13 protein-coding genes are annotated in these 13,899 nt (G+C 64.1%); 9 read left to right on the top strand and 4 right to left on the bottom strand.

What is annotated here, in order from left to right:
* Nucleotides 1-45: 45 nt before the first annotated feature.
* The 3 genes from MMG94_RS12125 to MMG94_RS12135 are packed head-to-tail and all read left to right on the top strand — an operon-like array spanning nucleotide 46 to nucleotide 5,907.
* Nucleotides 46-1,224: an efflux RND transporter periplasmic adaptor subunit gene (locus MMG94_RS12125; protein WP_016919795.1), complete on the top strand. Its 1,179-nt coding sequence runs from the start codon at nucleotides 46-48 to the stop codon at nucleotides 1,222-1,224.
* Nucleotides 1,217-4,390, top strand: coding sequence for an efflux RND transporter permease subunit (locus MMG94_RS12130; protein WP_016919794.1), 3,174 nt, complete (start codon nucleotides 1,217-1,219; stop codon nucleotides 4,388-4,390). Before MMG94_RS12125 ends, MMG94_RS12130 begins: the two co-directional genes overlap by 8 nt.
* A complete protein-coding gene (locus MMG94_RS12135) occupies nucleotides 4,387-5,907 on the top strand; it encodes an efflux transporter outer membrane subunit (protein WP_016919793.1) in 1,521 nt (506 codons plus the stop codon). The genes MMG94_RS12130 and MMG94_RS12135 overlap by 4 nt, the downstream gene beginning before the upstream one ends.
* A gap of 85 nt (nucleotides 5,908-5,992) precedes the next feature.
* Here MMG94_RS12135 and bufA2 read toward each other — a convergent pair whose 3' ends face one another.
* Together bufA2 and MMG94_RS12145 are read right to left on the bottom strand one after the other, a co-directional pair.
* Complete coding sequence (gene bufA2 / locus MMG94_RS12140) at nucleotides 5,993-6,253, bottom strand: BufA2 family periplasmic bufferin-type metallophore (RefSeq protein ID WP_016919792.1); 261 nt, start codon at nucleotides 6,251-6,253, stop codon at nucleotides 5,993-5,995.
* Nucleotides 6,254-6,478: 225 nt separating this feature from the next.
* The gene (locus MMG94_RS12145; protein WP_016919791.1) at nucleotides 6,479-6,748 is read right to left on the bottom strand and encodes an usg protein; all 270 of its coding nucleotides are present in this window, start codon (nucleotides 6,746-6,748) and stop codon (nucleotides 6,479-6,481) included.
* Between the two features lie 273 nt (nucleotides 6,749-7,021).
* On the opposite strand from MMG94_RS12145, the gene MMG94_RS12150 reads away from it, so the two are divergent.
* Nucleotides 7,022-8,062 (top strand): trypsin-like peptidase domain-containing protein, encoded by a 1,041-nt coding sequence (locus MMG94_RS12150; RefSeq protein WP_162129675.1) that lies wholly within the window; start codon nucleotides 7,022-7,024, stop codon nucleotides 8,060-8,062.
* Between the two features lie 233 nt (nucleotides 8,063-8,295).
* Nucleotides 8,296-9,318 carry a helix-turn-helix transcriptional regulator gene (locus tag MMG94_RS12155; protein ID WP_016919789.1) on the top strand — a complete coding sequence of 341 codons (1,023 nt, stop codon included), beginning with the start codon at nucleotides 8,296-8,298 and terminating at the stop codon, nucleotides 9,316-9,318.
* A 25-nt stretch (nucleotides 9,319-9,343) separates the two neighbouring features.
* Here MMG94_RS12155 and MMG94_RS12160 read toward each other — a convergent pair whose 3' ends face one another.
* Nucleotides 9,344-9,913 (bottom strand): L,D-transpeptidase, encoded by a 570-nt coding sequence (locus MMG94_RS12160; RefSeq protein ID WP_016919788.1) that lies wholly within the window; start codon nucleotides 9,911-9,913, stop codon nucleotides 9,344-9,346.
* A 103-nt stretch (nucleotides 9,914-10,016) separates the two neighbouring features.
* Between MMG94_RS12160 and MMG94_RS12165 the strand changes: the two genes are divergently transcribed.
* Nucleotides 10,017-10,493, top strand: a complete 477-nt coding sequence (locus MMG94_RS12165; RefSeq protein ID WP_016919787.1) for an NUDIX hydrolase — start codon at nucleotides 10,017-10,019, stop codon at nucleotides 10,491-10,493.
* A gap of 12 nt (nucleotides 10,494-10,505) precedes the next feature.
* On the opposite strand, the gene MMG94_RS12170 is transcribed toward MMG94_RS12165, so the two are convergent.
* Nucleotides 10,506-10,703: a hypothetical protein gene (locus tag MMG94_RS12170; protein WP_016919786.1), complete on the bottom strand. Its 198-nt coding sequence runs from the start codon at nucleotides 10,701-10,703 to the stop codon at nucleotides 10,506-10,508.
* 155 nt (nucleotides 10,704-10,858) lie between these two features.
* On the opposite strand from MMG94_RS12170, the gene MMG94_RS12175 reads away from it, so the two are divergent.
* The 3 genes from MMG94_RS12175 (at nucleotide 10,859) to MMG94_RS12185 (ending at nucleotide 13,834) form a co-directional block, all read left to right on the top strand.
* Complete coding sequence (locus MMG94_RS12175) at nucleotides 10,859-11,845, top strand: AraC family transcriptional regulator (protein ID WP_016919785.1); 987 nt, start codon at nucleotides 10,859-10,861, stop codon at nucleotides 11,843-11,845.
* 165 nt (nucleotides 11,846-12,010) lie between these two features.
* Entirely contained in the window at nucleotides 12,011-12,391 is a 381-nt protein-coding gene (locus MMG94_RS12180) for an HU family DNA-binding protein (RefSeq protein WP_016919784.1), read from the top strand.
* A gap of 213 nt (nucleotides 12,392-12,604) precedes the next feature.
* On the top strand, nucleotides 12,605-13,834 hold the full coding sequence (locus MMG94_RS12185) for an NADH-quinone oxidoreductase subunit D (protein WP_016919783.1): 1,230 nt from the start codon (nucleotides 12,605-12,607) through the stop codon (nucleotides 13,832-13,834).
* Nucleotides 13,835-13,899: the final 65 nt, after the last annotated feature.

Here is a 13,899-nt window from a genome sequence, read left to right on the forward strand (position 1 = left end):
AGACAACTTCGATAGGCAGTTCGTTCGCAGGAACCTCCGCTCCCCATGATCGCGCCTGGAAAGCTTCAAGAGCTGCCCCCCCGCGCCAAGCTCTTGATCGCAGCGACCGCCGCAATCGCCTTGGCGGGCGCGATATGGGCCTGGAAGTCGACTCACGCCGGCGGCGGCGGCCCCGGACATCCCGGCGGCGGCGCGGGGGCCGAAGCGACCCAGCTCGTCCGGCGCGGGGGCGCGATCTTCGTCCCCGAGGGCTCGCCCTATCGCGCGCGCATCTCCGTCGCGTCGGTCCAGCAGAAAAATATCAGCCGCAGCAAAGTAGTGACGGGAACGGTCGAAGCCGACCCGACCCGCACCGTCAAAATCCTGGCGCCGGTGGCGGGGCGCGTGGGAGCCCTGGACGTGTCGCTGGGCGACACGGTGAAAAAGGGCCAGCGTCTCGCCACGATCGATTCGGGCGATCTTGCGCAGGCCGTCGCCGACGCCGAAAAGGCGCGTGCGACCGTGAAGCTCACCAAAAGCGCCCTGGAGCGCGCGACGGGCCTCAACAAGGCCGGCGGCCTCGCCTTGCGCGAGCTGGAACAGGCGCAAAACGACTACCGTCAGGCGACGACGGAGCTCAAGCGCGCCGAAGCGCGCCTCGAAGTGATCGGCGACAGCGGGACGGTCTCCGGCCAGCGTCAGATCGCGCTGACCTCGCCGATCGACGGCACGATCACCGCGCTCGAAACCGCGCCGGGCGACTTCATCGACAACGCCACCGAATCGATGATGACCATCTCCAACCTCGAAAAGGTCTGGGTGACGGCGAGCGTGCAGGAGAAGGATCTCTCTTTCGTCCAGAAGGACGAGCGCGTGGAAGTGACCCTTCTCGCCTATCCCGGCGAAGTCTTTTCCGGACGCGTCCAGGTCATCAGCCAGTTGCTGGAGGCCGACACGCGCCGCAACAAGGTGCGCATCTCCTTCGACAATCCCTATGGCATCTTCAAGCTGAACATGTTCGCGTCGGTGCGTTTCTTCGCGCCCGCCGCGCAGAGCATTCTCGTTCCGTCCTCGGCGCTCTTCATCGTCAACGACACGACGAGCGTCTTTGTCGAGACGGGGCCCTGGACCTTCCAGAGAAAACCCGTCGTGATCGAAGCCGACTATGAGGGCTCGACCATCGTGCGCGGCCTGGAGCCCGGGCAGCGCATCGTGGTGCGCGGCGGAGTCCTCCTCAATGATTGAACGCGCCGTCGAACTCTGCCTGCGGAACCGGCTGCTCGTCATCCTCGTGACGATCCTGGTTTTTTTCTACGGCATGTATTCCTGGACGCAGCTCAAGCTCGAAGCCTATCCCGACGTCGGCGACGTCACGGTGATCGTCACGACGCAGGCGCGCGGCCTCGCGGCGGAGGAAGTGGAGCAGCAGATCACCGTGCCGCTGGAGCGCGCGCTCGCCAGCACGCCGGGGCTGGTGACGATCCGCTCGAGCAGCACTTTCGCGCTTTCGCTCATCACGCTCATCTTCAAGGACGGCGTCGAGGATTATTGGGCGCGGCAGCGCGTGCTGGAGCGCGTCAACCAGGTGCCGCTGCCATCCAATTACCAGCCGACGCTCGGGCCCCTGAGCGGCCCCGTCGGCGAAATCTTGCGCTACTCGCTCGAATCCGACGAGAAAAATCTTTCCGAGCTTTCGGAAATCCAGCGCTGGGTGGTGGTGCCCGCCCTCAATCAGGTGCCGGGCGTGGCGAGCGTCGCCAATTTCGGCGGCCTGACCCGGCAATTCGAGCTCGAAGTCGATCCGCTCGCGCTGCAGCGCTACGATCTCGGGCTGTCGGACGTCTCGCAGGCCATCACCAGCAACAGCGCCAGCTCCGGCGGCAGCCGCATCACGCGCGGCGAGCAATCCTATGTGATCCGCAGCATCGGCCTCGTTCGAAATCTCGAGGATCTGGGCAACATCGTCGTCACGGAGAGCAAGGGAACGCCGATCCTCACCCGCGACCTCGGAACGCCGCGCCTCAGCAGCCAGGAGCGCGAGGGCGTCCTCGGCAAGGACCGAAATTCCGATACCATCCAGGGCACGATCCAGATGCTCAAGGGCGAAAGCGCCCAGACGGTCCTCAAGGCCGTCCATGAGCGCATGGAGCAGCTTCAGGCGGAGCTCGCGCCGCAGGGCGTGCGCATCGTTCCCTATCTCGACCGCAACGAGCTCGTCGAGGCGACAGTCTCGAAAGTCGGCCACACGGTCGGCGAGGGCGTGGCGCTCGTCTTCATCGTGCTGATCCTTTTTCTCGGCAGCCCGCGCAGCGCCATCGTGGTGGCGGTGACGATTCCGATCGCGCTCGCCGTCACCTTCATCCTGATGAATCTGACGAAGCTGCCGGCCAATCTTCTGTCGCTCGGCTCCATCGATTTCGGCGTGATCGTCGACGGCGCCATCGTCGTGACGGAAGCGATCCTGCGCGTGCGCGAGCACAATCCGACCCGCCCGCTCGAAACCGACACGGTGCAGTTCGTCGTCCGGCAGGTGGTCAATCCGATCTTCTTCGCGACGATCATCATCATCACGGCCTATCTGCCGCTGCTGGGACTCGAACGCGTCGAGGCGAAGCTCTTCTCGCCCGTCGCCTATACGATCTCCTACGCGCTGTTCGGCGCCCTTCTGTGCTCGCTGCTGGTCGTTCCCGGCCTCGCTTACATCGCCTTCCACAAGCCGTCCGAAATCTTCCACAACGTCGTTCTCGAACGGCTGCAGAGCGAATATGGCCGCCTGCTCGGGCTTTGCGTCGACCAGCCGCGCATCATCTACGGCGCCGCCGGCGCGGCCTTTCTCGGCGTCCTGCTGGCGGGCGCGACCATCGGACGGGAATTCCTGCCCAATCTCGACGAAGGCTCGCTCTGGCTTCAGGTTCAGCTTCCCAGCGGCATCTCCATCGGCAAGGCCGAGGATATGGCGCGCGACCTGCGCAACGCCGTGCTGGAATTTCCAGAAGTGGCCTTCGTCGTCTCTCAGATCGGGCGAAACGACGACCGGACCGACCCGTGGACCCTGAGCCATATCGAGGCCCCGGTCGGCCTCAAGCCTTACGACGAATGGCCGGCCGGCGAAACCAAGGGGGATTTCGTGCGCCGGCTCGCCGAGCGCTTGAACCAGCTCCCCGGCATGGAAGTCGGGATCAGCCAGCCGATCATCGACAATGTGAACGATCTCATGAGCGGCGCCCATAGCGCGCTCGTCGTGAAGGTGTTCGGCCAGGACCTGAAGGAGGCGCGCCGCGTCGCCTCGGAAATCGTGACGACGCTGAAGGAGACGCCGGGCACGACGCAGACCTCGATCGTGCAGGAGCCGCCGATCCCGCAGATCGCCTTCCATGTGGATCGCAGCACGGCGGCGCGTTACGGCATCAATGTCGCCGACGTGGCGAATCTCATTCAGACCGGCGTCGGCGGCAGCCCGATCGGCCAGATCTATGTCAATGACCGCAGCTACGACATCACCGTCCGTTTTCCGCCCGAGGCGCGCAACAGCCCGGAGGATCTCGGCAATCTGCTCGTCAACGCGACTGGCGGCGCGCAGGTCGCCTTGTCCCAGATCGCCAGGGTCACGCTGCAAAACGGCGAGAGCGCCATCTCGCACGACAAGACGAAACGCTCGCTGACGGTTCGCGTCGACTACGACAATCGCGATCTCTCCTCCTATCTCGCCGACGCGCAGGCGCGCATCGCGAAGAACGTCAAATACGATCCCGCGCTCTACAAGGTCGTGTGGGGCGGCAAGTTCGAGAATCAGCAGCGGGCCCAGGCGCGCCTGACCGTCATCGTCGGCGCCGTGCTGGTGCTGATGTTCGTCTTCCTGTTCATCGGCTTCGGCAAATTGCGGCACGCCGCGCTCATTCTCGGCGTCGTGCCGCTCGCGACGCTTGGCGGCCTCGTCTCGCTGCATATTCGCGGCGACAGCCTCAATGTGGCGACGGGCGTCGGCTTTCTTGCGCTGTTCGGCGTCGCGGTGCAAAACGGCATCATCATGGTCGCCAACCTCAACCGGACATCAGCCGTCCGCATCGCCGCCGCCCGCGCGCGCTGGGTCGCGGCGGATGTCGAGGCGGCGGTCATGAGGCGCGATTTCGTCGCCGCGGTCAGAACCGGCGTCCTCGAAGGCGCCGGCGAGCGCTTTCGCCCCGTATTGATGACCTCGACCGTCGCGACCGTCGGCATGCTGCCCGCCGCTCTCGCGACAGGCGTCGGCAGCGACGTCCAGCGCAGTCTGGCGACCGTCATCGTCGGCGGCCTCATCGTCGCGACGCTGCTCACCCTCTTCATTCTCCCGGTCTTCTATTTCGTGGTGGAGAGCTATGTGAGGGGCCGCAGCGAAATGATCGCGACGAGAGAAGGCGTCGCCACAAGATGAGCCCTCCCTCTCGCCGCGCCGGACTTGCGGCCGCCCTCGGCGGCGGCGCCCTGCTCGCGTCCTGCGCCGTCGGCCCCGATTTCGCCCCGCCTCCGCCGTCCGACGCCAAACACATCTTGCCGGACCGGACGGGTTCGCCGGGCGAAGGCCAGCGTTTCGCCGAGGGCAAGGACATCTCGGCCGAATGGTGGACGCTCTACAAATCCAAGCCGCTCGACGAACTGGTCAAGGAATCGCTGCAGAACAACCCGTCGCTGCAAGCCTCGGAAGCCGCGGTCCGCATCGCCTATTTCAACGCCGAGGCGCAGAAGGGCGGCTTTTTCCCGCAGGTGCTGTTCAGCTCGAACGACAGCCAGAACATCCAGTCCAATAATCGCTCTCTCGGCGCGATCAATCAGACGGTCTTCAACCAGTCCTTCCCCACGCCGGGCAATGCGGCGTCCGGGATTGCGGTGCCGAACGTCCCGACCAATACGCCCAACGCGCCCTATGGGCTTTTTCTGAAACAACTGACGGTGAGCTTCACGCCCGACGTCTGGGGCGGCAATGCGCGCGCGGTGGAGTCGCTTGTCGCGCAGACGGAGCAGCAGAACTGGCAGCTTGAGGCGGCGCATCTCGCGCTGACGAGCAACGTCGTCGTCGCGGCGATTCAGGAGGCCTCCATCCGGGGCCAGATCGAAGCGACGAAGAACATCATCGCCATCCTCCACGAGACGCTGGAGATCCTGAACCGGCAATATTCCTTCGGCTCCATCGCCAAAGCGGACGTCGTGGCGCAGGAGGCGGAGCTCGCGCAGTTCGAGCAGACTTTGCCGCCGCTCGAAAAGCAGCTCGAAATTCAGCGCAATCTTCTCACCGCGCTTGCCGGGCGCCTGTCCTTCGAAGGAGCGGGCGAGACGTTCGAACTCAAGAAATTCGTCCTGCCCTCGACGATTCCCGTCAGCGTCCCCTCGAAGCTCGTGGCCCAGCGCCCGGACGTCAGAGCCGCCGAGGCCAATCTGCATCAGGCTTCGGCGGCGGTCGGCGTCGCGATCGCCAATCGCCTGCCCAATATCACGCTCTCGGCCAATGTCGGCGCCAGCGCCTTCCATATGGCGCAGCTCTTCGCGCCCGGCACCGGCCTCTATACGGCCGCGGCCAACATCTCCCAGCCGGTCTTCGACGGCATGACGCTTCTCAACAAGCAGAAGGCGGCCGAGGCGGCGCTCGAACAGGCGGACGCCCAATATCGGGACACGGTCGTCCACGCTTTCGAGAATGTCGCCGATGCGCTGCGGGCGCTGCAATCGGACGCCAAGGCGGTTCAGACCGCCCGCAAATTCGAGGACGCCGCCAAACGCAGCCTCGACATCGTCCGCATGCAGGTCAAATACGGACAGGTGTCGCAGCTCGCCGTGCTCAACGCCCAGCGCACCTATTTCACGGCGTCCGTTTCGCGCGTGCAGGCGGAGGCGACCCGGCTCTCCGACACGGCGGCGCTCTTCATGGCGCTCGGCGGCGGCTGGTGGAATCGCTGACGGGCTCTGCGCCGGGGCGTCATCGAGCGCCCCGGCCTGCGTCACGAATGATCGCGAAAGTCCGCCGACTTTTGCGGCATGCGGATCAGTCGCGCACTTTGCCGCCCGCCGCCTCGCAGGCTTGCGCCGACTCCATATAGACCCATCCCTGCCCCTTGCAGGCGTTCTTGCCCTTGCAGGAATTCTTGGGCGTGTGGCAATCGCTCTTGGCCTTGCAGCTATTTGCGCCGAGGCAATGCACCCGGGCCGTCGCCGTTTCGGCCTTGGCGGCCGGCGCGGTCCCGGCGAGCGCGATAGAGACGGCGGCGATGGCGAGCGTCGCGCCGTTCAGCGTTTCTTTCTTCATTCTCGTTTCTTCCCTTGCCAACAAATGGCTTCGCCATTCTGGCGCCAAGCCGCGCCCCGCGCCAGCCCGCGCGGCGGCGAAGGTTTTCTAAAGGAATCGACCGGTCCGAATCGGCGGTCCCGATTCGGACTGTCTTTGTCCGCGCCTCGTCCCGAATTTCCTGCATTGGCGCAGATGGGCGACGCGCGCGCTTAAGCGTCCGGCAAGGATTCGAGCCGCCTTTGCTCAATGCACGTGAAATTCCCCGTTCACCAGGCGCATCTCCGCCGGCTTTATGAGGTGAGCATGGGCGATGGTCACGCCATGGAGCGGCCCGTCCAGACTCCGCGTCCAGAAATCCAGAAATTTTCTGAGCTCCGGAAAATGCGGATGCAGGTCATAGTCTTGCCAGACATAGGTCTGGAGAATCCTGGGATGGTCGGGCAGACGATAGAGAATATTCGCCGTCGTGAGACCGTAGCCCTGCATCTGCAAACGGAATTCGCTGGACGCCATGCCGTTCTCCTTATCTCTTCGAGAAAAATTAGAGGCGACAGATGAACGAAAGCAACTACTGCGCCAGAAAATGACATAAAAACAATATGCTAGCAGCATATGCGCACGAGTGCTGATTTCCGCGCGGGGTCTTGAAGGCGCATTGCGCGCCGCGCTTCAAAAAAGAGCCGCCGCCAGCGGAGGTAAGGTCCTCTAAACCATAAGCGAAAAGGCCCCGCGCATCCGACTCGGCCCGCCATGATTTTGACGAGCGACGTCACGAGCTTGAATGCAATGATTCTGCGCCTCGCTCTCCTCTCTCTCCTTTTGCCGCCGACGCCGATTCTCGCCGGCGCCGTTCCGCCCGGCCAGAAAGCCTCCGTCGCATCCATCGTGCGCGCCGTCACGCCGGGCGTCGTCAACATCGCGACGAAACGCATCGAGTCCGTTGAAGTGCCGAGCATCGCCGATCCGGTGCTTCAGGAGTTTTTCGAAATCCCGAATACGCGCCTCAAGCGCGAGACGACTTCCGCAGGCTCCGGCGTGATCGTCGACGCGGCGCGCGGCCTCATTCTCACCAACGAGCATGTCGTGCGCGGCGCCTCGGTCATCGAGGTCACGACGAAAGACGATCGCCGGTTCCGCGCGCAACTCGTCGGCAAGGACAAGGCGACGGACGTCGCCGTCCTGAAAATCAAGGCCGACAATCTCTCCGCCGTGCCGATGGGAGACAGCCGCACGCTGGAGGTCGGCGATTTCGTTCTTGCGGTCGGCAATCCTTTCGGTCTCGGCCAGACCGTGACCTCCGGCATCGTATCGGCCATGGGCCGCACGGGTCTCGGCATAGAGGGCTATGAGGATTTCATCCAGACCGACGCGTCGATCAATCCCGGCAATTCCGGCGGCGCGCTGGTGACGCTCGACGGCAAGCTCGTGGGACTCAATACGGCGATCTTTTCGAAGTCCGGCGCGAGTCACGGCATCGGTTTCGCCATTCCGATCGACATGGCGCGGCGGATCATGTCGCAGCTTGTCGAGATGGGCGAAGTGCATCGCGGCCAGATCGGCATTTCGGTCCGTTCCCCGGCGAGCGGCCGCGCGGGCGCGGAAATCGTGTCGATCGAACCGGCCTCGCCCGCCGCTCTTGCGGGCTTGTCGCGCGGCGACGTCGTCGAGTCCGTCGACGGACGCGCCATCGCTGCGCCGGCGCAACTGCGCACGCTCCTCGGCGTCATGCCCGCCGGCAGCGAGATCGACGTCCGGTTTCGTCGCGGCGGCGAAGCGATGCAGGCGCGCGTCAAGATCGAGGCCCGCCAAAAAGCGGCGGCGCGCTGACCGCGCATCTCTTACGCACGGTTGCAGGTTCAGTCTCCCGCGCGGATTCAGACATGCGACAAGACCGCGCGCCGAATCTTCGCTTGCGCCGCCCTTTTGCGAATTTGCAAAAGCCCGAGCCGACTTACGCCGCCGCTCCCCAAACAGGCCGGAAGAATCCAATAATCCGTGCTGTTGCAAGGACTTGCTCTACCCCTATATGAGCCGCGTTCAATGGATTTTCGAGAGCGCGGTTGCACGATTCCTTCCAACATTTCGTCGCGACAGACGCGGACTCGCTGCCATCGACGCTTTTGAGCGGCTTTACGGCGCGCGCGCTATACCACCTCTGGGGGCCCCGCCTGCATGGCGAACGCAAGGCGCTTCAGTGCTCGCCCGGCGTCTCGATCGAGCGCTCGGAACTGATTTCGGGGTTCGTTCGAGTCGATTGCGCCGTCAAGCCCGGCGCGCTCATTCTCGGCGTCGCCGATGCGCATATGCGGGTTCTGGGCGTCAACATTCGCGCCGGCTTCATCTCGGCGGGCGCCGACGGGCTACGGGTCAATGTCATCGCCTTCCCGCCAACCTCTTTTCTTTGCATCATTTTCGAGGCTGACGCCGCGACGCGCATCCTCGACGATCCGAAGCGGCGCGCCGCGCTGAAAAGCGCGCCCCGATTTGGCGGAATAGGCCTTACGCGCTTCATCAATCCAACCGGACGACTGCTGTTCGATCACGCGCGCGAAGTGATGACGGAGGCGGAAAGCGCGGCGCGCGGCGAAAATGGGCCGGCGATCGCCTTCAGGCTCGGCTTTGAGGAGCTCGTCGAGATGAGCGCGGAATGCATCGACGAGATGCTGAAGGAGGCGCGCGGCGTCGCGACCGACGAGACGCCGGAACGACGTCTGCAATTGGCGCACGAGGTCGAGGAGATGCTCTGGCGCCCGCCGTCGGAAGCGGGGCCCGACCCGGTCTCGCTGGACAATACGGCGCAGGCGCTCGGCTGCTCCCGGCGCAGCATCCAAAAGGCGCTCAACGAAGTCTTCGGCATGGGCTTCGTCGCGCTCAAGCGCGCCATAAGGTTGCATCAGGCCGACGCGCTCTTGAAGGAAGGCGCGCCGCCCGGCGAGATCGCACGCATTGCGCGCGCGTACGAATTCAATCATCTCGGCCGCTTCTCGCAATATTACCGCGCGTTTTTCGGCGTCCTTCCGTCGGAGCGCGCATCGGATCGGCCGCCGGCGGCGGATAAAGCGGGATCGGATCTTCGCGACTAGGCGGAGGCGCGCCGTCTCCAGTCCGCTATTTGAGAACCACGACCTTGGTCCCGATTTTCACGCGCGAATAGAGATCGATCACGTCATTATTGGTCATGCGAATGCAGCCCGACGAGACGGCGGCGCCGATCGTATCGGGCTCGTTGGAGCCGTGAATGCGGTATTCGCTGGAGCCGAGATAAAGCGCCCTCGCGCCGAGGGGATTCTCCATCCCACCCGCCATATGGCGCGGCAGGTCCGGCCGGCGCTTCAGCATGGGCGCGGGCGGGCGCCAGTCGGGCCATTCGCGTTTGCGGCTGATCGTCTTCGTCCCGGACCAGGTGAAGCCCTCGCGTCCGACGCCCACGCCATATTCGATGGCCCGGCCGCCGCCCAGAACGTAATAGAGCCGCCTCTCCGTCGTGGAGATGACGACCGACCCGGCCTTATATTCCGGGTGCCGCCAAAGGACGAGCTGCTTGGAGATCGCCTGCTGGCGGAAGATGGTCAGAAAGTCGGCGACAGGACCTCTGTCGAGGGGGCCCGCGGCGGCCGGCGCAAGGCAAAGGGCGAAAGCGAAGAAAGCCAGTGAACCTTGCTTGCATGTCGTCGACATCAGGTCGTCCCGCCTCTCGCCAGAGCTTGCCTCATGCCCTTGTTCGACGAAGATTGAGGCCGAAATCCGACGCCGTCAGGCGCATTCACCGAAAGGCGTCAGCATGCCGAAACGTAGCGCGGGCGTGATTTTGCACCGTCGGGGCGCAAGCGGGACCGAGGTGCTGCTCGCCCATCCCGGGGGCCCCTTTTGGGCCCGGAAAGACGCGGGCGCCTGGTCCGTCCCGAAGGGCGAGATCGAGGAAGGCGAAGACGCGCGGGAGGCCGCGAGGCGCGAGTTCCGCGAGGAGACGGGCCTCCCGCTTTCCGGCGAACCGGTCGCGCTCGGCGCTTTTCGCCAGCCGAGCGGGAAAACCGTGCTCGCCTTCGCCCTCGAGGGCGATCTCGACCCGTCGCAAGTCTCGAGCAATCTCTGTCGGCTCGAATGGCCGCCGAGAACGGGCCGCTTCATCGAAATCCCGGAAATCGACCGGGCCGCCTGGTTCACCCTCGCTGAAGCCGAAACGAAAATCATCGCGGGCCAGAAGCCGATTCTCGCGGCGCTCGCAGCGCGGCTGGGTTCGGTGAAGAGAGAGGGCTGAAATGCAGCTTCGTCACGGCGCCGGCGCGGTCCAGCGGGGCGTTCGCGGAATCCAGCATTCGACGCCGTGGTGGCATTCGGCGCCGGTGAGACGGTTGCGGTGGAGATAAGGCGAGGCGGAGGGACCGAAGCGGTTGCTCCAGGCGAGGAAGGCCAGGCCGAGAGCGACGAGCGTGAAAAAGGCGTTCCGCCAGACCCGTAACCGCCGCATGAGCTTTCCCCGCGCAACTCGACGGCGGGAAATTGGGGCGTTGCGCAAGGAAGCCCAGCGTGGCCGCCTGGGGCCGGCCTCCCTAGCGGATGCGCGAAATGGATATGGCGGGAAGATGAAAGCTTTGTCATAGATCGATAGCGAAAATTTGGATTATGGCAGATCGCTCCGAACTGATTTCCGCGACCGATCCGGCAAAGATCGGCGCAACGCTCCCGGCAGGCTGGCGGCCGCGCGTCTACCGCCTCGACTCCGGCCGAGTTCGCATCCGCCGTCGACATCGTGAAATCGCTCCCGGCGTCTCCATCGAGGAGCTGCAGCTTCTGGCCGGCTCGATGCGCGTCATTGGCGTTGTTGATCCGGGCGTCCTCAAGATTGCGTTTTTCGACGCGCCCGAGATGCGCGTTCTCGGGCATCACGTCCGCAATTCCTTCATGGTCGTCGCCTGCGGCGGCGCGCGCTTCGACAGCGTCGGCGCGGCTCCAGGCGCAGCCCTTACGCTGAACTTCAGCGCGGCGGCGGCAGGCTGCATCGTTTCGGAAGCCGCGGCGCCTCGCCTCAAGGAACGGCTCACAGGGCCGCTCGGATGCGAGGCGCTGCTCTTTCCGCAAACCCCGAGAGCCGCCGCGCTTCAGCGACAATTGCGCGAACTCCTTGGCGCGGCCGACATCGACCGGCCGGACAATCCTGCGCCGCAGCCTCTCGTCGCGGTCGCCGACATCTTCGCGATTACTGCGGAGCTGATCGATCAGATCCTTTCGATGGACCTGCGCATACCGGGCCTCACCGTCGGACGCCGGCGCGAATTGGCGTTCGCGACGGAAGAATTGCTGTGGGAGCCGCCAATGTCCGACGGCGCGCGCAGGCTCTCGCTCGACGACGCATCGAAGCGGCTGAAAAGCTCGCGGCGCGGCATACAGCTCGCGCTGCAACAAGAGTTCGGCCTCGGATATGTCGCGCTCAAGCGGCTCATTCGCTTGCAGCAGGCGTACGCCGCGCTGAAGCGCGCGCCCGGAACAGGCATTGGCGAGCTCGCGCGGTCGCACGAATTCTTTCATCCGAGCCGTTTCTCGAAACAATATCGGGAGATGTTCGGCGTACTTCCTTCGACCGAGCCCAAAGATCCCGCCACCGACGGTTGAAGACGCTTGGTTTTTGCGTTTCAGCCGCAACCAAAGCGCGATGCGCTTTGCGCAAAATGGCTAAGGACAAGATCCGACTCCCCCTTCTATTCTGTTTAGACGATCGCTGACTCAGCGTTTCGTAGAAATATTCGTCGGGAATTGTTGTGGGACGGGCAAAGCGCAATGCTCAGGGAAGACGAACAAGACCATGATTTTCCGTCGAAGTTCAATTTAGACGTCGAAGAAGCTTCAGCGACTCGAACCTTAACGAGACGCGAACTCGCGCGGGCGGTCGCCACGGCCTGCGCCGCCATCCCCCAAAATCGCGCCGGCGTTCTCGTCCACGAAGTCCTGTCGGAAATTTCCGCCGCCCTCGTCGCCGGCGAAAACGTAACGTTGTGCAATTTCGGCAAATTCGTTCTGGTCGAGAAGAAAGAGCGCAAGGGACGCAATCCCCGGACCGGCGATCTCGCCATCGTCGCGCCGCGGCGGGTCGCAAGTTTCCGCGCCTCCCGTCACATGAAGGCCGCGATCGCAAGCAATGTCGGCCGCCGATCCGATTGAGGCCGCCCTGCGCGCGCAAGCGTAAAGGCCTCGCCAATCGCATCGGGACCGTTCGGGCGCCGCTGCGGACCAGGACGGAATGCGAAAGCCGAACTTACCTCGCGGAAGCGTAAGCGCGCGCGAAGGACCTTGAGCGCGGCTCGATCCTTCGCCTTTCAGCGGCCCGCTCTTCCTTGCGAGCGGGACGCGGCGCCCTAACTCGCTCGCATGCCAATGCGAACGCACGACCACGACGCCTTGCAAAGCTCTCCGCGGGAAGTCGATCCGCAACGAAGCTTCACAGTCAATTTCGGGCCGGTGCATCCCGCCGCGCATGGCGTGCTTCGCCTGATATTGGAGCTTGAGGGCGAAGTCGTCGCGCGCGCGGATCCGCATATCGGCTTTCTGCATCGCGGCACCGAGAAGTTGATCGAAGACAAGACCTATCTCCAGGCTCTCCCTTATTTCGACAGGCTCGATTACGTCGCGCCGATGAATCAGGAGCACGCCTTCTGCCTCGCGATCGAGCGGCTTCTGGAGATAACGATCCCGCGCCGCGCACAGCTTATTCGCGTGCTTTACTGCGAGATCGGCCGGCTGCTTTCCCATCTCCTCAACATCACCACGCAAGCGTCGGACGTCGGGGCGCTGACGCCCAATCTCTGGGGTTTCGAGGAACGCGAAAAGCTCATGGTCTTCTATGAACGCGGGTCCGGCGCGCGCATGCATGCGAATTATTTTCGCGTCGGCGGCGTTCACCAGGATCTTGCGGCGGATCTTTTGGACGACATCGCCGCATTCTGCGACCCTTTTCTGCGCGTTTGCGACGATCTTGATACGGTGCTCGGCGACAACCGCGTTTTCAAGGAACGCAATGTCGGCATCGCCGAAACGACGCTCGACGAAGCCTGGGCGCGCGGCTTTTCGGGCGTGATGGTTCGGGCCTGCGGCGCCGCCTGGGATCTCCGCAAGTCGCAGCCCTACGAATGCTATGAGGAACTCGACTTCGACATTCCTGTCGGTTCGCATGGCGATTGCTACGATCGCTATTGCGTCAGAATGGAGGAGATGCGTCAATCCACGCGCATCATGCGTCAGTGCCTCGACAGGCTGCGCGGGCGCGACGGCGCCGGCCCCGTCATATCGGAGAACGCGAAGATCGCGCCGCCCAAACGCGCCGTCATGAAACGATCGATGGAAGCGACGATCGAACATTTCAAACTGTTTTCGGAAGGCGTCCGCGCTCCCGCCGGCGAGGTCTATGCGGCGGTCGAGGCGCCCAAAGGGGAATTCGGCGTGTATCTTGTGTCGCAAGGCTTCAACAAGCCGTACAGGTGCAAGATCAGAGCGCCTTCCTTCGCCAATCTTCAGGCGATTGACCGGTTGGCGCGAGGGCACATGCTGGCCGACGTCTCCGCGATCGTCGGTTCGCTCGACATCGTATTCGGCGAAATCGACAGATAGCCGGAAAGGCCGGAATTCGCCGCGCCGCGGTCGCCCCGGCGCGCGCGTCGATGACTTGATGAATG

It is taken from the genome of Methylocystis parvus OBBP (assembly GCF_027571405.1).
Lineage (GTDB): Bacteria > Pseudomonadota > Alphaproteobacteria > Rhizobiales > Beijerinckiaceae > Methylocystis > Methylocystis parva.